This window comes from Phytohabitans houttuyneae, assembly GCF_011764425.1.
Classification (GTDB): domain Bacteria; phylum Actinomycetota; class Actinomycetes; order Mycobacteriales; family Micromonosporaceae; genus Phytohabitans; species Phytohabitans houttuyneae.
Genome location: NZ_BLPF01000001.1, coordinates 4,847,316 through 4,869,261, shown reverse-complemented (window position 1 = coordinate 4,869,261; position 21,946 = coordinate 4,847,316). Strand labels below are relative to the sequence as shown.

Here is a 21,946-nt window from a genome sequence, read left to right as displayed (position 1 = left end):
AGGCCCGCTCCGACTGCGGTGGGCGGCGGCTGCGGTGGCGGCGGGCGGCGGTTGGGCGGCGGCTTTGGGTGTTGGCGCAGAATCGCCCGACACGCGCGGAACGCTACGCGGTGGGCGCGCCTTGACGTTGTCCAATGAAGGTTGTGACCGGATCAACGCCGCAACCAGGCGAAACGCCCCTGCCCAGCAGCGCGGCGGGGAGCAGTCCGTGGGCATCGGACGGCCCGGAAGGCGCCTGGTGGCGCGGCGACCCGGCGGCCGCGGCGGCAAGGTTCGCCGCGGTGCGCCCGATGGAGCCGATCTCGCCGGCCCCGACGGTGACCTTCACGCCGCCATCACCCAGCGAATCGTCGCCCAACGCGACGGCCGGCCCTACTGACGGCGACCGCGCGACGCCGGTCGGGCCTTCTGACCGCAAGCCCGCGGCCGGAGCTGAGCGGCAGTTCGAGCCCGTCGCGGCGGTCGGGCTGGTGGGGGCGAGCCTGCGGCCGGGGTCGAGCCGCAGCGCGAACCGATCACGGCGGCCATGCCGTTGGACAGCGAGCCTGCGGGCGGAGCCGAGCCGATCGCGGTGGTCGGGTCGGTGTACGGCGAGCCTGAGGCAGCGGCTGTGACTGAGGCGCGCTACGAGCCTGCTTTGAGCGTTTCGCCGGGGATGCCCGACCCAAGCGTCGGACCGGACCCGTCAGCGGAGGACACGGCGACCATCTCGCCCACCCCGGACGGAGAGTCCATGACGAGCTTTACGCGCAATCCGCACGAAGAGCCCACGCCGAGGATCTCGCCGGAGCCGCCGGCGAAGACGTCCGGCGCCCGCACCGCGACCGGTCCCTGGGCGGACGCCAGGCCCGCGACGACCAGCGCGACGCCGGGCGCGGCCGACAAGCCAGGCGTGCCCGACGCGCCGCACGAACCGGACGTGCCCGAGGCGGCCCACGAACCGGCCCTAACCGGCGCGGCGCACGAACCGGGTGGTGCCCGCGCGGCGCACGAACCGGACATGCCCGAAGCAGCCGACGAGCCGGCGCAACCAGAGCCGCACGCCGCCCATTCCGCTGACCGGCTCACGCTGCCGGAGACCCTGCCAGAACCCGAGCCCGAGCCCGCCGACGAGCCCTCTGCCACCGGCGCGGGTGCGTCCGAAGCCACCGCCTCCCCGCCGAGGCCCACCTGCTGGCACCTGAAGCGGAACGCACGACAGCACGGCCAGCCACCGCCTCCCCGCCGAGGACGACTCACCAGCCCTCGAAGCGGTAGGCACGACAACCGCCGAAGACGACCCGCCGGCAGCCGAGCCGGACAGCACTCAGACGATGCCGCTCACCGGTGCAGGTCCCGACTCCCCCGGGGCGACCGACTCCCTGGCCCTCGAAGCAGAAGGCACGGCCACACGGCCACCGACCACTCATCCCACCGACCAGGCCAGCCCGGCTCACGCCGCCTCGGCCCACGACGCCGGAACCCCCGACGCCGGAACCCCCGACGACGATGCGGAACGCACGGCGGTCTGGCCGGACCTCTCCGACGCCGCCCAGACCCACGCCGTCCCGGCCGCAACCGAGCCGGAGGACGCGCGAACGTCCGAGCTGGCCACCGCCGAAGCGGACGTCGCGGAACGGCCCAGGGCCGGCGCCAGCCAGGCCGCCGTCGAGACCGATGGCGCGGCGTCCGTGGCAGCCGCCAGCGACGCGTTGACCGGCGAGAAGGACCTCGCCGCCACCGACAGCCCGAAGCGGCCCAGGCGCATCACACGCGCGGAGCGGACCTCAAGCGCCACAGCACCAACGGCAGAGCAGGCAGCAGACGGCACAGCACCAACGGCGGAGCGAGCCACGGGCGGTGCAGCACCAGCGGCCGAGCGAGCCGCGAGCGGTGCGGCACCAGCGGCGGACCGGGCTGCGGCCGAGCCTGCTACGGCCGAGTTGAAGGGTGCCGGGCGCGCGGGCGGTGACAGCCCCGCGACGGAGGAGATCGATCTGCTCATCGAGCCGGACGCGGCGCCTACGCAGCCGATCGGGGTGCGCGAGGCGGGCCGCGAGACGCGGGAGACGGTGCGGATCGCGGTGCCCGAGCGGGAGTCCGCGCCCCCGCCGGACGAGCGGCCCTTCTGGATGCCGGTACAGGAGATGCCGCGCGGCTCGCGGCGCCCGCCGATGCGCGAGCGGCCCGGGCGGCCGCCCAAGGCGCCGCGGCGGCCGGCTACCGGGCTGGTCGCGCTGCTGGTGTTGGCGCTGGTGGCGACGTTCTTCGCGTGGGTCAGCGCGGAACCGCTCTGGCTCGCCGTCGGCCACGGCGACGAAGGTACCGCCACGGTGACCGAGTGCACGGGCGACGGCGTGTCGCAGCGGTGCCTGGGGGAGTTTACGGCGGCGAGCGGCGCGTTCACGGCCGAGCGGGTGCGGCTGCTCGGCGTCGGTGACCGGGACGGCGAAGGTACGACCGTGGCGGCAAAGATGGTCGCCCCGGACAGCGGGCGCGCGTACGTGGACGCCGCCAGCGGGGTCATCCACCTGCGGTGGGCGCTCGGCATGGCCCTCGTCCTGCTCTGCGGCGTCGGCATCGTCTGGGCCACCGGCAGCCTCCGCCTGGAAACGCGCCGCGCGCGGCGGCGGGCCACGCTCGCCGGACTCGCCGGGCCGGTGCTCGTCGCGATCGCGTTCCTCGCGGCGACTTTCTAATCCGGGGCGTGCACGATCTCGTAGACGTCACGCCTTCGCAGCCCGTGCCGCTGCGCCACCGACGCTATGGCATCGCGACGGCTCGTACCCCCTCCTCGAGGCGAGCGACCTCGGCCCTGAGCTCGCCCGCGGGCGGTGCGGCGCGGTCGGCTGGTGCGGCCCCTGCGACGACCAGCGTGATCTCGCCCTTCGGCGGTGCCGCCGCGGCCCAGGCCGCGAGTTCGGCGAGCGGGCGGCGGAGCACCTCCTCGTAGGTCTTGGTCAGCTCGCGGCACACCGCCGCCGCCCGCTCCGCCCCGAACGCCTCAGCCAGGTCGGCCAGGCACGCGGCCACGCGGTGGGGCGCCTCGAAGAGGACCATCGTGCGCGGCTCGGTGGCCAGCTCGCGCAGGCGGGCACGGCGGGCGCCGCCGCCGCGGGGCAGGAAGCCCTCGAAGCAGAACCGGTCGGCGGGCAGGCCGGAGACGGCGAGCGCGGTGGTCACGGCGCTGGGGCCGGGGCGGCGGTGACCGGTACGCCGGCGTCGAGCGCGGCACGCACGAGCCGGTAGCCGGGGTCGGAGACGCTCGGCATGCCGCCGTCCGTGATCAGTGCGACGGACGCCCCCTCGCGGAGTGCGTCGACAAGATCGGGGGTACGGCGTTCCTCGTTGCCCTCGAAGTACGAGACGATCCGCCCGGCGATGTGGATGCCGAGGTCACGTGCCAGCCGCGTTAGCCTGCGGGTGTCCTCGGCCGCCACGATGTCCGCGGTGGTCAGGGTGTCGCGGAGGCGGGGGGACGCGTCGGCGACGTTGCCGAGCGGTGCGCCAACCAGCAACAATCTCCCAGTACCGGACGATTCACCCACAACCAACGGCCTTTCATCGACGTTCATGACACCAACAGATGGGCAGTGCGCGCCAGATCACACTCCGGCAGCCTACGATCGCGGGGTGACCCCGGCGGCGACAGCACAGACAGCCAGCCCCACGGCACCGGAGACCGCCCCTGAGGCGGCCACGACCACCGGTGGCGAGGCCCATGGCGAGGAGAGGCCCGCAGGCGAGACGGAGCGTTCCGGCGTCGCCCAGATCGTGCGGCGGCGGCTGCTGCCGTTCGACGCGCGCCTGGATCCGTACTCGTGGCTGGCCACCGGCGTCATCGTGCTCATCGCGGGCATCCTGCGGCTGGTCAACCTCGACCGCCCCAAGGGCCTGATCTTCGACGAGGTCTACTACCCCACCGACGCCTGGGACATGTTGCAGCACGGCGTGGAGTGGGACGAAAAGAGCAACGGCCCGGCCTACGTCGTGCATCCGCCACTCGGCAAGTGGATGATCGCGATCGGCGAGCAGATCTTCGGGTACAACGAGTGGGGCTGGCGCATCTCCGGCGCGGTGATCGGCACCCTCTCCATCCTGATCATCGTGCGCGTCGCCCGCCGCATGTTCCACTCGACGGTGCTGGGCTGCGCGGCCGGCCTGCTGATGGCCCTCGACGGCTTCCACCTGGTGCTGTCCCGCATCGCGCTGCTCGACATCTTCGTGATGTTCTTCGTGGTGGCCGCGTTCGGCACCCTGATCATGGATCGCGACTCGCGCCGCGCCCGCTGGCTGCGCGCGCTGGAAAACGGCCTCGACCCCACCGCCAGCGGGCCCGCCTCGCGCCTGCCCATCGCCGTGCCGTGGTGGCGCCTGGCCACGGCCGCGCTGCTCGGCTGCGCGATCGCGGTCAAGTGGAGCGCGGTGTGGTTCGTGCCGGTGTTCGCCCTGATGATCGTGCTGTGGGAGGTCGGCGCCCGCCGCTCCGCGGGTGTGGCGAGGCCGTGGCGGGACACGTTCATCGGCGAGGTCGGCTGGCTCGTGCTGTGCGGCGTGCTGATGGTCGTGACGTACCTGGCCAGCTGGTCCGGATGGTTCCTCACCGACGACGGCTACTTCCGCCACTGGCTGGCCGACAACGGCCGCACCGAGGCGCCGATCATCGGTGCGCTGCAAAACCTGTGGCACTACCACGTCGAGGCCCTCAAGTTCCACAGTGGACTTGACGACAAGCACCAGTACCAGTCGTGGCCCTGGCAGTGGCTGCTGCTCGGCCGCCCGATCGCGTTCTACTGGTCGACACAGGGCGCGTGCGGCGCCTCAAGCTGCGCCTCGCACATCCTGCTGCTGGGCACGCCGCTGCTGTGGTGGTCGTTCATCCCGGCGCTGGCCGCGCTGACGTGGTTTGGCATCGCCCGCCGCGACTGGCGCGCCGGCGCGATCCTGCTGTGCGTGGCGGCCGGCCTGCTGCCGTGGTTCTACTTCGCCACCCAGCACCGCACGATGTTCGCCTTCTACGCGTTGCCCGCCGAGCCGTTCCTGGTCCTGGCGGTGGTCTATGTGCTGGGCGCGATCATGACACCCGCTAGATCCCTGACCACGAGCGACGGCGCCGAAACCCAGTCGGGCGTCGACCGCAGGATGGTGGGCGCCGTGATCGCCGGCGCCTACGTGCTGCTGGTCGCGATCTGTTTCGCGTACTTCTATCCGATATTCGTCGGCCAGGTCATCCCGTACGAGGACTGGTCTGCCCGCATGTGGCTGGGCGGCCGCTGGATCTAGCGCGGGTCTTGTAGGCCTGGCCCGGAGTCCGCGCACGCCTGGCGGACAGCGCGCACCTCATCAGCGGGCCGAAGAGGTGCGCACCGGGAGCTCGACCAAGCCCCTGGCGCGGAACGTCGGCCGCCAGCGCAACTCCTCGACCGGCACCGCCAGTGACATGTCCGGAAGGCGGCGCAGCAGCGCACCGACGGCGACGGTCGCCTCCAGGCGGGCCAGCGGCGCGCCCAGGCAGTAGTGGATGCCGTGGCCGAGCGAGACGTGCGGGTTCTCCGCCCGGGTCAGGTCGAGCGCCTCCGCGTTGGCCCACCGCTCCGGGTCGCGGTTGGCGGCCGCCAGCCCCAGCAGGACCGTCTCGCCCTTGGGGATGGTGACCTCGCCGATCGTCAGATCCTCGGTCGGAAAGCGGCGGATGGACACGGGCGCCGGCGGCTCGTACCGCATGAGCTCGTCCACCGCCGCGGGCAGGAGCGACTCGTCGGCGCGCAACCCCTCCGCCAGGCCCGGGTCACGCATGAGAGCCAGCGCGGCGTTGCCGATGAAGCTGACCGTGTTTTCGTACCCGGCGAAGAGCACCAGGAACGCGAGCGACGTCAGCTCGTCCTCGGACAGCCGGTCGCCCTCGTCACGCGCGGCGATCATCGCCGAGAGCAGGTCGGCACCGGGCGCGGCGCGGCGGTGCGCGACGAGCTCGGCCAGATAGTGGTGGATCGCCACGATCGCGGCGCCGGCCGCCTCCCGCGAGCCGGTGACCATGTCGTTCGTCCAGCCGCGCAGGCGGCCGAGGTCTTCCATCGACACGTCGAACATCTCGCCGATCACGCCGATCGGCAGCGGCTCGGCGTACGCGGCGATCAGGTCGACCGGCCCACCCTGCGGGAGCGTGTCGAGCAGCCGGTCGGCGAGGCGCTGTACCCCGGCCGCAGCTCCTCGACCCGCCGCGGCGTGAACGCCTGGCTGACCAGCGAACGGATGCGGGTGTGCTGGGGCGGGTCCATGTTGAGCAGGTTGGCGTCGAGCGCGGGCGGCAGCGTGAAGCCGGCCCACCCCGTCGCGTGCCGCTTGTCGAGGGAGAGCCGCGGGTCGGCCAGCGCCGCCCGCACCTCCGCGTAGCGCGTCACCAGCCAGACGGGCGACCCGTCGGGCAGCGCGGTCCGGCGGGCGGGGCCCACGGAGTTCACATCGCCACCTCGGTCTCTTCGGCGGGCAGAGCTTCACGGCCGGCGACGGCGGCGGCCACGACCGGGGAGCCGGCGTACGCGCGCGAGATGCGTACCAGCCGGGCCACCTCCTGGGTCAGGTCGGCTCCCTCGTCCAAGCGGGCCGGTGACGCCTCGTCCGCGCTCTCGTCGTCGGGGAGTGAGCGCGGCGCGCCGTGCGCGTACGCCCGGACCGCGCCGCGCAGCCGGGCCGCCTCCATCACCGCGGCCAGGTCGTCGGCGCGCAAGCCCAGCCGCGTGCCGATCCGCCCGGCGCGGCCGGCGGCGGCCTCGTCCAGGTACGGGCGGAGGGCCAGGGAGCCGTCGTAGAGCTCGATCACCCGCCGGTAGAGGCGGCGGTCCAGGTTGGACAGCGGGGCGGCCACCGGCGGCTCCAGGGCGATCTGGGGCATCAGCCGGTGCAGGTCCGACCAGAGTGGCTGGAGCTGGCGGTACTGCCGGCGGCGGCGCAACCACCCGCGGAACTCCGACAGCCTCGGCCCCCACGCCGGCATCGTGAGCCCGAGGATGACCAGGAGCGCGCCGAGGCTGGCGGCGGGCGGGGCGAGCGGCTCCCACCGTCTGATGTCGACACCCGCCTGCGCGCCGACCACGTCGGCGACCCGGACGACCGCGTAGACGAGCCCGCTCGCCGCGCCGACCGCCGTGGTGCGCAGCCCTCGCCGCAGCCAGGAGCGGCCGGCCAGGCGCGAGTACGGCCAGCAGAGGCGCACCACGTCGACCATGCCGACCGCGAAGGCGGAGAGGTAGACCAGCAGGTACGCGGCGAAGATCGGCCGCTCGGCGTAGGTCGCGACGAAGTCGGTCGTGCGCGGCTCGGTCGGGCCGGCGGCCAGGAAGAGCACGACGAGCGCGACCGCGGTCACCGCGAGGAGGGCCAGCCGGGCGCGGGCCCGCCGCCGGGCCACCTCGGGCGGGTTGACCCACCACAGCACGAGCAGCTGCACCGTCCCGGAGAACCCGACCACGCAGAGGTGCGCCCACAGCGCGGCGAGGTTGGCAACGCCGGTGACGCGGTCGAGCCAGCTCCACACCACCGGCGTCGAGACGGTGAACGTGGAGCCGAGCAGGGCCAACGCGCCGCACACGGCGACCCGCGACGGGTTGCGTCCCCGGCGCAGGTCACGGATCTTGACGGCGAGGCCGATCCAGGCCACCGCCGCCAGTGCTGGGTACAGCACCTCGTTCACGGGCTCACCCTAGTGAGCGCTCGATCCGTGCCACCACATCCGCAGCGTCCATCGGCACATGCCAGGTCCGCTCCGGTGCCCAGGAGTGCGCCCGCTGCAGCAGGAGGTCGGCGATGATCTCGGCCTCTGCCTCTTCCCGCCGGTCGTATCCGGCGTCCCTGGCCAGCGCCTGCCGCACCACGCCGGGATCCAGTGTGGACAGCAGTGCGGGCGTGCCGGGCTCGATGTCCTCGACGTGGCCGGTCGTGTGGCCGGCGATCAGGTGTCCCAACTCGTGGGCAATGATGTGCTGCTGGTGCAGCGGCCGGGTGCCGCTGTCGTAGCAGAGGTAGTGCGCGCGGGAGCCGCTGATCACCAAACCGGACGGGCCGTCGGCGGGCATCGGGACCCCGAGCAGGTGGATCGGCTGGCCGATCCGGTCGCCCACCTCGCGACACAGCGTCTCCGCGTCGAACGGCACCGGCACCTTGATGTCCCGCACGAGCCGGGCGCAGCGGCGGCGCATCCGTCGCCGGTCGTCGTTGCCGTCGTCGCGGCCCAGCCATGGGGTCATCGCCGCGCCTCCCGCCCGACCTCGTCGCTCGGTGCGTCCTTGCTGTCCTCCTCGCTCAGCCCTTCCAGCTCGAGGCAGCGGTCGACGACCTGCTGCACGAGCCGCTGGCTTGCCTCGGAAAGGCCGGCGCTCTCCAGAACGGTGCGCAGGGCCACCCGCTTGGCGCCGAGCTGCCGCAGGCTGGAGAGCAACTCCAGGTCGCGGTCGGTGCGGCGGGTGACGGCCTCGTCGAAGAAGTACGCCGGGGCGACGCCGAAAAACCCGGCCAGGGCCTGGAGGTGGCGCATCGTGGGATTGGTGCGCTCACCGCGGCGGAGCATCCACAGGTACGTGGCGGACATGCTCTCGCCACCGTCGCGGATGGAGGAGGCGACCTCCTCGTTGCTGTACGGCCCCCGGTCACGCGGGTGAATCGTGCGGAAGAGCTGGTTGATCTTGTCCGCGAGGGTGCGCGGCTCACCTGGAGTCGTCACCGGGGCTCACCTCCGAGGGAGAGGGCCGACCGGTGTGGACCAGGAGACCGTCCCGGTCCACACCGGTGACCGCCGCCGACACGCGCCCTCGACGCTCTTGCGAAGACGAGAGCGCCCCCCGTAATGGCCGGCGGTCCGGGAACAGCCTCGCGACCAAGGGGGCCCAATGTCAACTCGCGTGAAAGAAACTCAAGCCGAACATTCATGTTAGTTGACACCGGGAATATCAGCGGGACAGCACAAGCGGGTCTATGGGTGACAACCTTATGATCTTGTGCCCGACTATGTCCGAAATACCCAAGCGCAAGATCAAGGTGGGCTGGAGGGGCTGGATACAAAGAGGCGCGCCCCGATCGCCTGCCACGGGGGAAGCGGGCGATAGGGGCGCGCACCGGTCAGCTTAGTCACCCCGGATCAACCGCACAACGGGTCACGGCTGGTCAGATTTCTGACGCAACGACCATGACATCGATCACTTTCCCTGTTCGGGGTCGCGCGACGTGCTGGCATATCCGACATATACGAATAAGGAGGAGGTTTGACGACGTGCCCTGACGGGACCGAACTCACCACGGCATAGATCTTGAGGTTTCTCCCGTGCCACATGGCCTCTATCCCTAGAAACGTCGCCATCCGGACAGTAACCACATTCCGGGTTGGGCATCACGGCTGCTCACAGGCTTGCGAAAACGGGCGTGGAGCGCCACGCCACCATTTTGGACAATTCTTTCCGCGATTCTGGCGGCCCCATTGGAAGGACCTGAAATGGGGGTCAGCCGTCAATCGATCCTTACCCTCCCCTGGTGACTCGACCAGAGGGTTCGAACCCGGTGTTCGTCGACGCCACCGGGCGGCGCCGGCGGCGGGTGCGCCGCATCGCGTACGCCGTCGGAGCGGCCTGCCTGGCCTACACGGGCCTCGTCGCCGCCAGCGTCATCGGGCACCCGGCCCGCCCGGGCGCGCTCGTCCTGATCCCGGCGCCGACGGACCGCCCGGCGCCGGCCGTGCGCCAGACCGAGCCGCCGGAGCGCGCCTCCGGGGTACCGCTGCCGGGCGGCGACCGCCCCCAGGTCGAGGCGCTCCCGATGCGCCTGCAGCCGCGCGAGCCCGGCGGAGCCTCGACGCCCCCGCCGCCGCGCACCCCGGCATTGCCGCGCGCGGAGTCCACACCGGTGCCCCCACCGAGCAGCGCGCCGCCGGCGCCGACCGAACCGCCGGCACCGACGGAGCCGCCACCTGACCCGGAGCCCACCGACCCGCCGGTACCGGTGCCGAGCGACCCGCCCGTGCCCCGCCCCACCGATCCCCCGGCGCCCGAGCCGACCCCGGAAGCGCCCCAGGAGGAACCGGGCGGCGGCCTGCCGGTGGTCGGCCCCATCCTCGACCTGCTCACCGCGGAGTCCGCGGACCGATGAGGCGCGCTGTCACGCTGACCCTCCTGGCGGTCTTCCTGAGCGTCCTGTTCGTCGAGGCGTACGCGAGCGCGCGCTTCAGCCCGGACGCGACCGCGCCAGACAAGGGCAGCAGCGACTCGGTGCCCGCCGAGATCAGCGAGGGCGGGCCTATCCTCAGCGCCGGCGACGGCGCACCCAGGTCGTACCGGCTGCCCGACAAGACCATCGCCCTCACCTTCGACGACGGTCCCGATCCATGGTGGACGCCCCGGATCCAGCGCGTGCTCGACCGGTACGGCGTGGACGCCACCTTCTTCGTCGTCGGCTCCCAGGTGGCCCGCCACCCCGACCTGGTACAGCGGCTCGTCGCCGGTGGCCACGAGATCGGGGTACACACGTTCACCCACCCGCGGCTGTCCACACTGGCCGGGTGGCGGCGGCACGCCGAGTACTCGCAGACCCAGCTCGCCATCGCCCGCGCCGCCGGTGTGCGCACGCCGCTGCTGCGCTTCCCGTACTCCTCGCAGCCGGACGCCGTCGACGACGGCGAGTGGGAGCTGATCCGCGAGGCTGGGCGGCTCGGCTACCTGGTCGTCGTCAACGACCGGGACAGCCGCGACTGGGCGCGGCCCGGCGTGGACGCGATCGTCCGCGACGCCACCCCGCCCGGAGACTCGGGCGCGATCGTGCTCATGCACGACGCCGGCGGCGACCGCGCGCAGACGGTCGCGGCGCTGGAGCGGCTCATCCCCCAGCTGCTGGCCCGCGGCTACCACTTCACGACCGTGAGCGGCGGCCTCAACCGGGCGCTCGCCCGCCCCGCGCTCGCACCGAACCCGCCGGCCTCCAGCGCCGACCGCTGGCGCGGCACCGCGCTGGTCTGGGCGGTGGGGATCGCCGACGGTGTACTCGTCGGGATCACGGTCGTGTTCGTGGCGGTGGGCGTGCTCGCCATCGCGCGTACCCTCCTGCTCCTCGCCCTCGCCGGCCGCCACGCCCGGCGGCGCCGCTCGCCCGCGTGGTCCTGGGGGCCGCCGGTCACCGAGCCGGTGTCGGTGATCGTGCCCGCGTACAACGAGAAGGAGGGCATCGCCGCCGCCGTCCGGTCGCTGGCCGCCGGCGACCACCCGGGCATCGAGGTCATCGTCGTCGACGACGGTTCGACGGACGGCACGGCGGACATCGTGGAGGCGCTCCGCCTGCCCAACGTGGATGTCATCCGCAAACCCAACGGCGGCAAGGCCAGCGCGCTCAACGCCGGTGTCGCGGCCGCCCGTCACGAGCTCGTCGTGATGGTCGACGGCGACACCGTCTTCGAACCGGACTCGGTGCGCCGCCTCGTGCAACCGTTCGCCGACCCCTCGGTGGGCGCGGTCGCCGGCAACGTCAAGGTGGGCAACCGGCACAGCCTCGTCGCCCGGTGGCAGCACATCGAGTACGTGATCGGTTTCAACCTCGACCGTCGCCTCTACGAGACGCTGCGCTGCATGCCGACCGTGCCCGGCGCGATCGGCGCCTTCCGGCGACGCGCGCTGATCAGCGCCGGCGGCCTCAGCGACGACACGCTCGCGGAGGACACAGACCTCACGATGGCGCTGCTCCGCGCCGGCTGGCACGTCGTGTACGAGGAGAGTGCGCGCGCCTGGACCGAGGCGCCGGCCACCGTGGCCGAGCTGTGGAAGCAGCGGTACCGGTGGAGCTACGGCACGATGCAGGCGATGTGGAAGCACCGGCGCGCGCTGGTGGAGAAGGGCCCGTTCGGGCGGTTCGGCCTGCCGTTCCTCGCCCTGTTCGGCGTGGCGCTGCCGCTGCTCGCGCCGGTCATCGACCTGCTCACCGTGTACGGCCTCGCCTTCCTCGGCTGGACCGAGACCGCCATCGCGTGGGCGGGCATGCTGGCACTGCAGGTGGTCACCGCCGCGGTCGCCTTCCGGCTGGACCGGGAGGACCACCGTCCATTGTGGGTACTGCCGCTGCAGCAGATCGTCTACCGCCAGCTGATGTACCTCGTCCTGATCCAGTCGGTGGTGACCGCGGTGACCGGCGCGCGGCTGCGCTGGCAGCGGATGCACCGCACCGGCCAGGCGACGGTGTCCGGCCGTGCGTGACCACTACCTCGACACGCTGCGCGCCGCCGCGATCGTGCGAGTCATCGTCTACCACACGTTCCCCGCGGCCTGGCTCGGCTACGCGTTTCCCGCAATGGGCGTGATGTTCGGCATCGGCGGCTCACTGATCGCCCTGTCGCTGGACCGCTCGAACGGCGCGCCCGACCATGTGCTGGCCGCCCGGCTGCGGCGCCTGCTGCCCGCCTTCTGGGCACTGGCCGCCGTGCTCGTACCGGCGATGCTCTGGCACGGCTGGGCCGACCGTCCACATTGGGCAAAGCTGCTGCTGTGGCTGGTGCCGCTCGCCTCGCCGCCCGGCACGGCGTGGGCACTGCCCGCGACCGAGGTGCTGTGGTACATCGTCACGTACCTCTGGCTTGTCGTCCTGTCACCGATCCTGCTGTGGGCGTACCGCCGATGGCCCTTGCGGACCCTGCTGGCCCCGCTGTGCCTTGTGTTCGCGGTGGGTGACGCCGGTGTGGTGAGCGACCTGGCCACGTTCGGCGCGTGCTGGATCGCCGGCTTCGCCCACCGCGACGGCGCGCTGCGCCGCATGGCGGCACCGCTGCTCGCCGCGCTCGCGGCCGCGTGCGTCGCGGCCGGGGTCGGGTGGGTCCTGGTCTTCGCGCCGGGCGGGTGGGACCTCAACGACGTCCCGCCCGCGCAGGCGCTGTACTCGCTGGGCTTCGTGCTCGTGCTGCTGCGGCTCTCGCCCCGGATGCGGTGGCCCGCGCTCGGCCGCGTGGTGTCCGCCGTTAACTCGCGCGCCGTCACCATCTACCTCTGGCACAACCTGGCCATCGCCGCCTGCTTCACGGTCGGCGACGCGATCGGCGCGTGGCGGCTCGGCCAGGCGGGCTACCTGGCGGTGGCGCTGGCCCTGCTGCTCGGCCCCGTGCTGCTGCTCGGTTGGATCGAGGACGTCTCCGCCCGCCGCCCCGCACGTCTAGCCTTGTGGCATGGGAGCGGTCGAGCGGCTACGGGAGATCTGCGGTCGGTTTCCGGAGGTGACCGAGCGCCCTAGCCACGGGGCGCCCACCTGGTTTGTGCGCGGCAAGAGCACGTTCGTCACGCTGTGGGAGCACGGCCACCACGACAACGAGTTTCCACACCTGTGGTGCGCCGCGCCGGCCGGCGTGCAGGGCGAGCTGACCGCCGAGGCGCCCGAGCGCTTCTTCCGCCCGCCTTACGTGGGGCACCGCGGCTGGCTGGGCGTCCGCCTGGACGGCACCGTCGACTGGGCCGAGATCGCCGAGCTGTGCGAAGACGCGTACCGCACCGTGGCACCCGCGACCCTGGTCAAGCGGCTGGACGCCTGAACTCCGCCCGCCAGCGGCCCTCCACCCTCTCGACCGCCACCGTCTCCAGGCCCTCGCCGAAGGCCGCGATGTCGGCACGCGTGAGCGGCCACGGCGGCCCCTCGAACGGCTCGTCGTGCTCATCCTGGCGAACGCGACGACGAGCAGCGTGCCACCCGGCGCCACGAAGCCGGCGACGTTGTGGATGGCCGCCTTTCGCGGCCCGACCGGCATCGACTGCACGGTGAGGCTCTCCACCACGAGGTCGAACGCGCCGTGCCACTCAGCCGGCGGGTCGAGCAGGTCGGCGGTGCGGAAGCGCACGCGCTCGCTGCGCTCCTGCGCCCGCCGCACGGCCGTGGGCGAAATGTCGAAGGCGGTGGTCTCAAACCCGAGGCCGGCGATGTACTCCGCGTCGAAGCCCAACCCCGCCCCTACGACGAGCGCCCGCTCCCGCTGTTGCGCCTGCTCCTGCTGCTGTGGCCGCCCACGCCCCTGGGCCCACTCCACGATGAGCGGGTGGGCGGCCCCGCGGTCCCAGGGCACCACCGCCGCACCGGCGTCCGCGGCCGAGTAGAGGCGCTCGAACCACCCGGTCGGGTCGTCCACCGCCAGAGACTCGGCCGCGAGCTGCCGGCTCACCTCGTCAGGATCCGTCATGCCCCCATATTTGCAGCCGCGCGTAGGCAGGCTGCCATTCGTCGCGGTAGGCCGCGAGCAACGGCGTCGGCAGCCCACCCAGGATCCGCTCGGTCCGCTCCGGGCTCGCGCTGTCGAGCACCCAGGGCAGGTAGCGGTTGAGGTCCGCACCGATCCGCGTCCGGTGCAGCTCGCCGAAGCGCGCCCACTGCCCCTCGTCCAGGGTCGCCCCGATCAGCGGCAGCGCCTCCCGCTCCTCGTGGCGCAGGTGCCCGCCCAGCCCCGTGACCAGCGCGTCCACGAGCCCGCCGAGCCGCTCAACCCCCGACTCGCGGTCGGCCAGCGCCGCGTCGATGCCCTCAAGAAGCGGGTCGATGGCGGCGTGCTCGGCCTCCATGGCATCGAGGAGCGCGAGGTCGTCGGGCTTGCCGGCCAACTCCCGCTGCAGCGGCGGCCAGAGCGCGTCGTCCTCGGAGGTGTGGTGCACGGTCAGGTACGCCTTGAACATCTCCCACCCGACCGCGGTGCGCAGCACCTCCCGCGGGTCACCGTCCTGGCGTGCACCGATCCGCGCGATCCGCTCCACGTCGCGCCGCAGCGCCTCGTGGAAGGCGTACATCATGGTCATGTCCAACGTCGCCATAGTCCCGCTCCCCGTCACCGCGATCGTTAGTGCTCCTAACATTAGACGACCTAACGACCTTCGCCAAGATGACCCACGCCACGTCCAGACTTCCGGCCGGCCGCGCAGGCCGCTCGGATCACCGAGTCCGCCCATACAGCCAGGCTTTTATCAAATTTCCGGCAGAGCGTTGTTATGCCTTGAGCCAGTTACGACCATTGGCAAGGTCTGCGGGCAGTGTTGTCGCACAAAGGCAAGAAGCAAGCGTAGGGGTATCCAACGACCAAAGTTGATGCGATGCTTTGGAATCTACGACAAGTTGCGGACAGTACTACATCGCCGATAGGTTCTGAGCTAGAATCGGGCTTTTGGTCCATACCTGGGCAATGTATGCGTTCCTGGGGTTGAACCAGGCTCACGTACCACGACTGACAGGAGGCCCGGGTGGCGCTGCAAGAGGCGCATTCAGAGGCCGAGGTGGACGAGGCCTATGTGGACCTGGGCGGGCGCACGTTAGCGATAGACGTCACCGGAGATCCCGACGGTTATCCGATCTTCCTGATGCACGGCACCCCAGGCAGCAAGAGCGGGCCGAAGCCACGACCGATCGTCCTGCACCGGATGGGGATCAAGCTCATTTCCTACGATCGCCCTGGCTATGGCGGGTCGGACCCCCTCCATGAACGGTCGGTCGCGGACGCGGCCAAAGACGTCGAAGCCATCGCCGACCACCTGCGTATTGAGAAATTCGCTGTCGTCGGCCGCTCCGGTGGTGGCCCACACGCGCTCGCGTGCGCGGCGATCCTGCACGAACGGGTGACGAGCGCGGCCGCTCTGGTCTGCTTCGCCCCGGCCGATGCCGCTGACCTGGACTGGTACGAGGGAATGGCCGAGCAAAACGTCTCGGACTACATGAGGGCGGACAATGAGCTTTGCGACCTCATCCAAGACATCAAGAAGCGCGCCTACGACATGCAGGATGACCCGGAAAGCCTGGTCAACTTCATCAGGTCGTCGTTGTGCACGCTGGACGAGCGCGTCGTCAATGACAGGGCCTTGCGGAAGCTGATCAAGGGCAGCTACAGGGTCGCGGTCCGGCAAGGCCCGATCGGGTGGATCGACGACACCTACGCCCTCCGGACGCCGTGGGGCTTTCGCCTCGGGGACATCGCATGCCCTGTCCTCCTCTGGCACGGAGAGAAGGACAGACTCGCCCCGCGCAGCCACACGCTGTGGCTCGGGAAGCAGATTCTCCGCGCGCGCGTGTGGATCGAGCCAGAGGCCGGCCATTTCGCGGCCGTCGAAATCCTGCCTGAGGTCCTCGCGTCGCTCACCGATCCCGAGACCCTCGCCCTGACGGACGCGGTGGATCGGGTCCACGCCAGGGCTCAGTAAGGATGCGGGTCGAGAATTCGGCGGCTCAGCGTGCCGGTGCGCAGCTCCCGCACGGTCGGATGGTCGTCGCCGATGGTCTCGACCAGCTGAAGGCCCGGATCGGGCAGAGTGCCGTCGAGTGCCTGCCCGTCGAGGAGCTTCCTGGCGAGCGCGGCGTTCGTCTTGCAGGCGAGCGTGTCCGGGTGGTTCGGACCCAGGGTCTGCATCATCAGCTCCGTGACCTGCCGCATCCGGTCGTACGCGGCCACCTGCTTGCCCACCTCCATCAGGCAGCCGGCCAGGTTGACTGCAGCGGCGAGGCTGTAGGGGTGTTGATCTCCGAGCGTCCGCTCAAACTCTCCGGTCGCCCGCGCGGCCCAGTCGAGCGCCGCCTCGTGATCGCCGACCATGCGGGCCGCGACACAAAGGTTGTTGAGGCAGACGACTGAGTGTGGATGGCTCTCGCCGAGGGTCGACCGGTAGGCCTTCTCCACTGAGATCAGCTCGGCGCGGCCTCCGGTCTCGTCACCACTGACGAGGAGGTTGGCCGACCGACTGAGGCGGCACGCGAGCGTATCGGGGCTCGTCGGACCGAACCTGTCGGTGAGCCGGCGGTACGCGTCCTCCAGATGCTTGGTGGCGTCCTCGGCACGGCCGGCGCTACGCAGTGACACCGCGAGGTTGACCTGTGCGTTAAGCGAGCCCCGGTCGTCCGGACCGCTCGCCTCCCGGTAGAGGTTTAGTACGCGCTCCAGGAAGTCGACCGATCGCTTGTACTCGCCCGCCTCGCGCATGTCTCGTCCGAGGGACGAGGCCGACAGCAGGGTGTCCTGGTGATCGCGACCGAGCACCTGGCGCCGCCGCTCGTAGACCTGCTCGTCCAGCGCTCGCGCGGCCCGGAAGTCACCCAGCGCGCGGTGAGAAACCGCGAGGTTGCTCGCCGCGACCAGCGTGCGTGGATGGTCCTCACCCAGGACCTTGTGCCACGCCTGCATTGTCGCGGCGTCTCGCGGAAGTGCCTCACTGTAGCGGCCGAGTGCGCGCAGGTCGGCCGCCAGACTGCCAGCTGTCATCAGCGTGTGAGGATGCTCCTCACCCAACAGCGCCTGCTGGTCTCGAAGCACCTCTTCGTCGAGATTTCGTGACTCGATAAAGCGCCCCAAGGCACGGAGGATGTTGCCGAGGTTGAACTGCAGATGCAGCAACTGCCGGGCCAACGAGGCATCATCGGGCCTATCCGACAGCATCTCCTGCCAGGCGTTGACGGTCAGTCGGGCCACCTGCTCGCCCTGCTGCAAGTCGCCGCCGAGCCACAGGAACCGGACGCGGTCGATCAGCAACTGCCGCACCGACGGCTCCGTCGATCTGACCGCACCGGAGGCGTCCAAGTGCGGCCACAACCGGCGGTACTGCGGCCACGTGCGCCGGTCGTCAACGTCACCGATCGGCCGTGATCCGGCGAGGACGAGCTGCACCTGGCGCCGTGCCGCTTCGATCTCGTCCTCAGCCATCCGGTCGCGGACGACCGCCTGCAACACCCGGTGCATCTGGACCTGGCCGGCGTGCGGGTCCACTTTGATCAACGCCAGCCGGCTCATCTGCTGAATAGGTGCGCCGCGCATCACGCGCTCGTTGACGCTCGGGTCGATCGGCGCCAACGCTTCCGCCATGCGATCGCTCGTCAACAGGTCAGAAGCGATCTCAGGTGCGAACACCGAGCAGAACTGCAGCATCCGGTAGGCCGCCGGCGACTGCTGCTTGAGGCGGTCGAGGGACAGATCCCAGGTCCGCTGGGCGGAGAGGGCGAGGGAGCCGTGCCGCTCCACCTCACGCAGGTACTCCGCCGGTGTCGCGCCCGTCTCCGCGAGCCACGCACCGGCGACCGCGACGGCGATGGGGAGGTCTCCGAGCACCTCCGCGATGCTGTTCGCCTCCTGTTCGGTCACCGTCTCCACGCGCTGGCGGATGTGAGCGATAGACTCATTGCGCCGGAATACATCGATCGGGATGGGATTAGCGCTCTCCGACCAGGCGACATTTCGCGACGTGACGATCACATGGCCGCGGCCGTCCTGCGGCACCGGCGGGATGAACGGGGAGATCCGCTCCACGGCTTCGGCGTTGTCGTAGATGATCAACCAGCGGCGTCCGGCCTCGCCACTGCGCAACTTCTGGAGGACGGCGCGAGCCGTGTCCGCTGCGGTGTCCGTCCCCTCGATGACGACCCCGATCTGCGGCGCCATGTCGGCGAGGGCGGCATCGACAAACTCGGGCGGGTCGGCCAGCACCCACCACACCACGTCGTACGCGTTTCGGAACCGGTGCACGTATTCGATCGCGAGCTGCGTCTTGCCGATACCACCCATCCCTTGTAGCGCTACCGGCAGCGCGGTGGGCTGGTTGCGCTGCTGCTGCAGCACGACAGCTTGGCCACCAGAGAGCAACTGCTCACGCAGGCGCGTCAGCTCGCCCTCGCGGCCGGTGAATCGTGCGTTTCGCGCGGGCGCGCCGAACACCCTGGGCTCCAGGCCGGGGTACCGCGGTCCCACCTGCCCGTTAACCAGCTGGGACGGGTCCGGCTGCCGGCCGATGAGCCGCTGGATGCGATCCACCGCCACGGACGCCGCCTGGTTGACGACCGTGACCGTCTTCTCCGGCGGAAACTCGGGCAGCTGGCGCACGTCCGAGACGTACACCGCGAGCGGCGCGCCGGAATTCGGCGGCTCGAGCGGCGGCATGGAGCCCGGCTCGGCGGCCAGATAGTTGTGGGAAATGATCGTCAAGGTGCGCGACCGGGTTGCCCGCCGCTCCTCCGCCTTGGCACCCTCCACTTGGCTGCCCCGCACCCGAGCGCCCACAGCGAGCAGTTGCCGCTCGATCCACTCCGCCCACACCTGATCCTCCGCCGAGTAGCGCAGGATGATCTCATCGTCGGGCAGGTCGGGGTAGCGGCGCTCGTAGCGACCCTTTTCGCGGATCCGGACGCCCTCATCCATCACTGGCAGCGAGGTGTGCTTCCCGTCGGTGATGTACGAGGTCAAGGTCTCGTAGGCGGCAAGAAGTGAGGTGCGCGAACCGGGCTGATCACCGAAGACCGCCAGCGTCTCCTCATAGGCGTAGAAGGCGCGATAGGGCACCTCCACCTCCGACCAGTACCGCCGCCGCTCGCTGTCGGTCATGCCCGTCGGCAAGTCGTTGAAGAAGCGCACCGCGAGAGCCCGGCCGGCCTCGGCCTTCTCCTTCTCCGCTTGGTCCACCCGCATGGGGACAGGGAGAATCCGCGGCTGCCGCTTCATCTTGGCGCGCAGTTTCCGCGTGCTGTGCGCGACTCGGGCCGCACCTTCGATGCCTTGATCACTCAGCGTGAAACAGTCGACCAGCGTGTCAGGCAAATGCAATGTGCAAATGTCCGCGACGTCGCTCAGTCCGGTGCGGCTGTCGATGAGCGTGTAGTCCCAGCGACGCTTCATGTCCGCCCGCAGCGCGTCGAAAAATCGGGCGCCATGCAGCCGGTTGTAAAAGTTTTCCCAGTCCAGTGCACCGACCGTGACCGCGTAATGGTCGTTTTGCCGTCCGGCCGACAGGAAATCGAGGCTGCCTCCGCCGGTAAAGCTCCAGCCGATGGTGAACGGGTATCGCACCTTGGCATAGTCTTCAAACCAGTTGTCCGGGCGCTCCGCTGGCGCCTCGGGAAGGTTCGCGTCTTCGTACTCGCGAATCAGGTCGATCACTCCGCCCGTGCCGCGCAGGTCTTCCTCACGCAGGAAGGGCTTGAAGAAGCGGTGCAGGCCGGGCGACTCGAGGTCCCAGTCCGCGATGAGCACACGGTTGCCGTTGGCGGCCAGAATCCACGCCACGTTGGCGAGCGCCATGCTCCGCCCTGTGCCACCTTTGTACGAATAGAAGGTGATTACGCTGCCTCGGCGGTCTTCACTCATCGTTACTCGTCCCAGCACTAGTAGTCGGCGGATTCTCCGTGTCGGTGAGACGGAAACGCGCTCCGGACTCACCAGGGGGTGGCGAAACGGGTCCATGCTTCAAGAACTGACGCCGAGCCTCGGTGACCAAGCTCGGCATGATGTCTACGAACTCCCGCAGCTGACTTACCCGGGCCGGTTTCGCGACACCGGCGCGCACGAGCATATCCACCGCTTCGGCGGCAAGGCGGTCGGCACGCGTGGAGTCCGGCGCGGCCTCGTCGATCACCACCAGAGGGCGAACCCAAGCCGGAAGGGTCTTCGCGACCGCGCGCAGAACGTCTTCCCCGCCATCTCCGTCCAGCGTCAACGGGTCGATCAGAAGCACCGTCGGATACGCCCGGAAGAGCTCCTCCGAGCCGGCGAAGTCGGCGATCCTGGTGGGGAGGAGCCCGAGGCGCTCAGCGGTGCTGGCCACGTACTCCGCGGCGGGCAGCACCTGCTCCTCGCCGAAGGGCCGCCACGCCTTGCTGGTCGCACCATAGATGCCCGGGGCGTGTGCCGTCGAAGGGTGGCGGTCGGTCGAGGCGAGCACGGACGCGACGAACTTCGGCGCGACGTGAGGTGCGGGGAAACGCTCGAGGACCAGGTCGGACGTCGGCGTCAACTCTGAATCCCGGACCGCTGACACGATGCGGTCGGCGAGCCGTTTTACCACCTGTAGGTACTGGTCTCGGTAGTAGCTGAGCATGCAGAGGGCTCGCAGTCCGTTTTCCGCGTAGTCAGGCACGTCCTCGCCCAGCGCCAGCGCGCCCTGGACCTCAGGCGGCACGTCCCAGGAGCGGAACGGAATCCACAGCACAGGAATGATGCGATCTCCGGGTGCGCGCAAGGTCGCCGCGACCAGACGCCGCCGAAAGGCCGCGCGCTCCTTCATCGGCCAGGGATTTTTGAAGTACATCGGCGAGTACAGCGGCACAAACACCTCAGCGGAGCCCAAGGCATCCGTCAGCGTAGCATTCCAGTCGGAGCCGGGCTCCACCTCCTGGTCAATGAATCCCGGTCGCATGCCGACCCTCGGTAAAGCACGATGTTCGACGGCTTCGACAAGGTCGCGGAAGAATGTGTGCACCCAGGGGTCCTGCGGCGTATGGGCGCCGGTCGGCACCTGAACACCGGGGGGAGAATGTGCATAGCTGAGGAAGAAATATGGCCCCGGGTCGACCCGCCGCGTCGAAGCCGCACGATTGGACGAGCTCATCCGCTTTCCTCCGTAAACGCATTGCGGAGCTGGGTTTCGTCGGGGATCGGAGCACGTTCCACATAATGTGACAGATGGAGGCCGACCACGCGCTGCGCCAGTTTCCAAACCACCGCTCGATATGCATTTGTATCCACGAAGCTCAGGCCATAGATGCCTTCAAGTTGATACTTCTTGACGACCTCCTCGGGCAGGCCGCTCGGCGAGAACCGTTGAATTTGTCCGACCACCGCCGGCTCACTCTTGGTGCCATGCGGGACCCAGATCACCGGCACTATCGCGGTCTCCATATCGGGCCGGCCACTACGCCTGTTGAGCACTTGTCGCCGAGAGAAGGCGTACCATTCGTATCCACACCAGGCGCTCTCGAACAACGACGCGGAGAGCAAAGGAATGAAGACCTGGCAGGTGGCCACCGCACGCAGGAGCTCGGGCGCCCACCGTCGACCACCCGCCATCGATCTGTCCAAAAAGCCCGGATCATCGCCGGGGATGCGACCGATCAATTCCTGGACGTGACCGGAAAGATCCTCAAAGAAGGTGCCGATCAAGTGGGACGAGCGCGTATGCGCATAGCTGACAAAGAATAAGGGCGCGGGTCGGTCGACATCAGGCTCTTTGTCGATCACGGTGCGCTC

18 protein-coding genes and 2 pseudogenes are annotated in these 21,946 nt (G+C 70.3%); 7 read left to right on the top strand and 13 right to left on the bottom strand.

What is annotated here, in order from left to right:
- Positions 1-103 precede the first annotated feature (103 nt).
- Both Phou_RS22520 and Phou_RS22515 read right to left on the bottom strand, forming a co-directional pair.
- Positions 104-328 (bottom strand): hypothetical protein, encoded by a 225-nt coding sequence (locus Phou_RS22520; protein WP_173057820.1) that lies wholly within the window; start codon positions 326-328, stop codon positions 104-106.
- A 296-nt stretch (positions 329-624) separates the two neighbouring features.
- On the bottom strand, positions 625-885 hold the full coding sequence (locus tag Phou_RS22515) for a hypothetical protein (protein ID WP_173057819.1): 261 nt from the start codon (positions 883-885) through the stop codon (positions 625-627).
- 428 nt (positions 886-1,313) lie between these two features.
- Here Phou_RS22515 and Phou_RS51165 point away from each other — a divergent pair, with 428 nt between their 5' ends.
- The gene (locus tag Phou_RS51165) at positions 1,314-2,678 is read left to right on the top strand and encodes a hypothetical protein (protein ID WP_218579066.1); all 1,365 of its coding nucleotides are present in this window, start codon (positions 1,314-1,316) and stop codon (positions 2,676-2,678) included.
- Here Phou_RS51165 and rsmI read toward each other — a convergent pair.
- Positions 2,675-3,554 (bottom strand): annotated as a pseudogene (rsmI, locus tag Phou_RS22505) (16S rRNA (cytidine(1402)-2'-O)-methyltransferase). The gene Phou_RS51165 and the pseudogene rsmI sit on opposite strands and share 4 nt — an antisense overlap.
- Here rsmI and Phou_RS22500 point away from each other — a divergent pair.
- A complete protein-coding gene (locus Phou_RS22500) occupies positions 3,553-5,262 on the top strand; it encodes a dolichyl-phosphate-mannose--protein mannosyltransferase (protein WP_173057817.1) in 1,710 nt (569 codons plus the stop codon). The pseudogene rsmI and the gene Phou_RS22500 sit on opposite strands and share 2 nt — an antisense overlap.
- A 60-nt stretch (positions 5,263-5,322) precedes the next feature.
- Here the strand turns inward: Phou_RS22500 and Phou_RS22495 are convergent, their stop codons facing one another.
- The 5 genes from Phou_RS22495 to Phou_RS22480 are packed head-to-tail and all read right to left on the bottom strand — an operon-like array spanning position 5,323 to position 8,695.
- Positions 5,323-6,069: a cytochrome P450 gene (locus Phou_RS22495; protein WP_218579065.1), complete on the bottom strand. Its 747-nt coding sequence runs from the start codon at positions 6,067-6,069 to the stop codon at positions 5,323-5,325.
- 44 nt (positions 6,070-6,113) lie between these two features.
- Complete coding sequence (locus Phou_RS51160) at positions 6,114-6,440, bottom strand: cytochrome P450 family protein (RefSeq protein ID WP_218579064.1); 327 nt, start codon at positions 6,438-6,440, stop codon at positions 6,114-6,116.
- Complete coding sequence (locus Phou_RS22490) at positions 6,437-7,669, bottom strand: MAB_1171c family putative transporter (RefSeq protein ID WP_173057816.1); 1,233 nt, start codon at positions 7,667-7,669, stop codon at positions 6,437-6,439. The genes Phou_RS51160 and Phou_RS22490 overlap by 4 nt, the downstream gene beginning before the upstream one ends.
- Before the next feature lie 4 nt (positions 7,670-7,673).
- Positions 7,674-8,222: a hypothetical protein gene (locus Phou_RS22485; protein ID WP_173057815.1), complete on the bottom strand. Its 549-nt coding sequence runs from the start codon at positions 8,220-8,222 to the stop codon at positions 7,674-7,676.
- Complete coding sequence (locus tag Phou_RS22480) at positions 8,219-8,695, bottom strand: XRE family transcriptional regulator (RefSeq protein WP_173057814.1); 477 nt, start codon at positions 8,693-8,695, stop codon at positions 8,219-8,221. The genes Phou_RS22485 and Phou_RS22480 overlap by 4 nt, the downstream gene beginning before the upstream one ends.
- 803 nt (positions 8,696-9,498) lie before the next feature.
- On the opposite strand from Phou_RS22480, the gene Phou_RS22475 reads away from it, so the two are divergent.
- The 4 genes from Phou_RS22475 to Phou_RS22460 are packed head-to-tail and all read left to right on the top strand — an operon-like array spanning position 9,499 to position 13,516.
- Positions 9,499-10,110 carry a hypothetical protein gene (locus tag Phou_RS22475; RefSeq protein WP_173057813.1) on the top strand — a complete coding sequence of 204 codons (612 nt, stop codon included), beginning with the start codon at positions 9,499-9,501 and terminating at the stop codon, positions 10,108-10,110.
- Positions 10,107-12,197: a bifunctional polysaccharide deacetylase/glycosyltransferase family 2 protein gene (locus tag Phou_RS22470; RefSeq protein ID WP_173057812.1), complete on the top strand. Its 2,091-nt coding sequence runs from the start codon at positions 10,107-10,109 to the stop codon at positions 12,195-12,197. Before Phou_RS22475 ends, Phou_RS22470 begins: the two co-directional genes overlap by 4 nt.
- On the top strand, positions 12,190-13,221 hold the full coding sequence (locus Phou_RS22465) for an acyltransferase family protein (protein ID WP_173057811.1): 1,032 nt from the start codon (positions 12,190-12,192) through the stop codon (positions 13,219-13,221). Before Phou_RS22470 ends, Phou_RS22465 begins: the two co-directional genes overlap by 8 nt.
- Entirely contained in the window at positions 13,205-13,516 is a 312-nt protein-coding gene (locus Phou_RS22460; RefSeq protein ID WP_246273682.1) for an MmcQ/YjbR family DNA-binding protein, read from the top strand. The genes Phou_RS22465 and Phou_RS22460 overlap by 17 nt, the downstream gene beginning before the upstream one ends.
- Positions 13,517-13,717: 201 nt before the next feature.
- Here Phou_RS22460 and Phou_RS22455 read toward each other — a convergent pair.
- A pseudogene (locus Phou_RS22455) lies at positions 13,718-14,155 on the bottom strand (class I SAM-dependent methyltransferase); the annotation flags it as partial.
- A complete protein-coding gene (locus Phou_RS22450; RefSeq protein WP_173057809.1) occupies positions 14,142-14,777 on the bottom strand; it encodes a hemerythrin domain-containing protein in 636 nt (211 codons plus the stop codon). The pseudogene Phou_RS22455 and the gene Phou_RS22450, both read right to left, overlap by 14 nt.
- A 423-nt stretch (positions 14,778-15,200) precedes the next feature.
- On the opposite strand from Phou_RS22450, the gene Phou_RS22445 reads away from it, so the two are divergent.
- Positions 15,201-16,151, top strand: coding sequence for an alpha/beta fold hydrolase (locus Phou_RS22445; protein ID WP_246273681.1), 951 nt, complete (start codon positions 15,201-15,203; stop codon positions 16,149-16,151).
- Here Phou_RS22445 and fxsT read toward each other — a convergent pair.
- Genes fxsT through Phou_RS22430 form a run of 3 tightly spaced genes read right to left on the bottom strand, consistent with a single transcriptional unit; the run spans position 16,145 to position 21,937 of the window.
- Entirely contained in the window at positions 16,145-20,068 is a 3,924-nt protein-coding gene (gene fxsT, locus Phou_RS22440; RefSeq protein WP_173057808.1) for an FxSxx-COOH system tetratricopeptide repeat protein, read from the bottom strand. The genes Phou_RS22445 and fxsT overlap by 7 nt on opposite strands.
- Complete coding sequence (locus Phou_RS22435; RefSeq protein ID WP_246273679.1) at positions 20,061-21,308, bottom strand: TIR-like protein FxsC; 1,248 nt, start codon at positions 21,306-21,308, stop codon at positions 20,061-20,063. The genes fxsT and Phou_RS22435 overlap by 8 nt, the downstream gene beginning before the upstream one ends.
- Positions 21,305-21,937 carry a TIR-like protein FxsC gene (locus Phou_RS22430; protein ID WP_173057806.1) on the bottom strand — a complete coding sequence of 211 codons (633 nt, stop codon included), beginning with the start codon at positions 21,935-21,937 and terminating at the stop codon, positions 21,305-21,307. Before Phou_RS22430 ends, Phou_RS22435 begins: the two co-directional genes overlap by 4 nt.
- Positions 21,938-21,946 lie beyond the last annotated feature (9 nt).

What these genes read in the sequence shown, in the direction of transcription:
- Phou_RS22495 (WP_218579065.1), bottom strand. Translation starts at nt 6,069, where the DNA reads ATGTTCGACGTGTCGATGGAAGACCTCGGCCGCCTGCGCGGCTGGACG.
- fxsT (WP_173057808.1), bottom strand. Translation starts at nt 20,068, where the DNA reads ATGAGTGAAGACCGCCGAGGCAGCGTAATCACCTTCTATTCGTACAAA.
- Phou_RS22485 (WP_173057815.1), bottom strand. Translation starts at nt 8,222, where the DNA reads ATGACCCCATGGCTGGGCCGCGACGACGGCAACGACGACCGGCGACGG.
- Phou_RS22500 (WP_173057817.1), top strand. Translation starts at nt 3,553, where the DNA reads ATGACACCAACAGATGGGCAGTGCGCGCCAGATCACACTCCGGCAGCC.
- Phou_RS51165 (WP_218579066.1), top strand. Translation starts at nt 1,314, where the DNA reads ATGCCGCTCACCGGTGCAGGTCCCGACTCCCCCGGGGCGACCGACTCC.
- Phou_RS22435 (WP_246273679.1), bottom strand. Translation starts at nt 21,308, where the DNA reads ATGAGCTCGTCCAATCGTGCGGCTTCGACGCGGCGGGTCGACCCGGGG.
- Phou_RS22450 (WP_173057809.1), bottom strand. Translation starts at nt 14,777, where the DNA reads ATGGCGACGTTGGACATGACCATGATGTACGCCTTCCACGAGGCGCTG.
- Phou_RS22470 (WP_173057812.1), top strand. Translation starts at nt 10,107, where the DNA reads ATGAGGCGCGCTGTCACGCTGACCCTCCTGGCGGTCTTCCTGAGCGTC.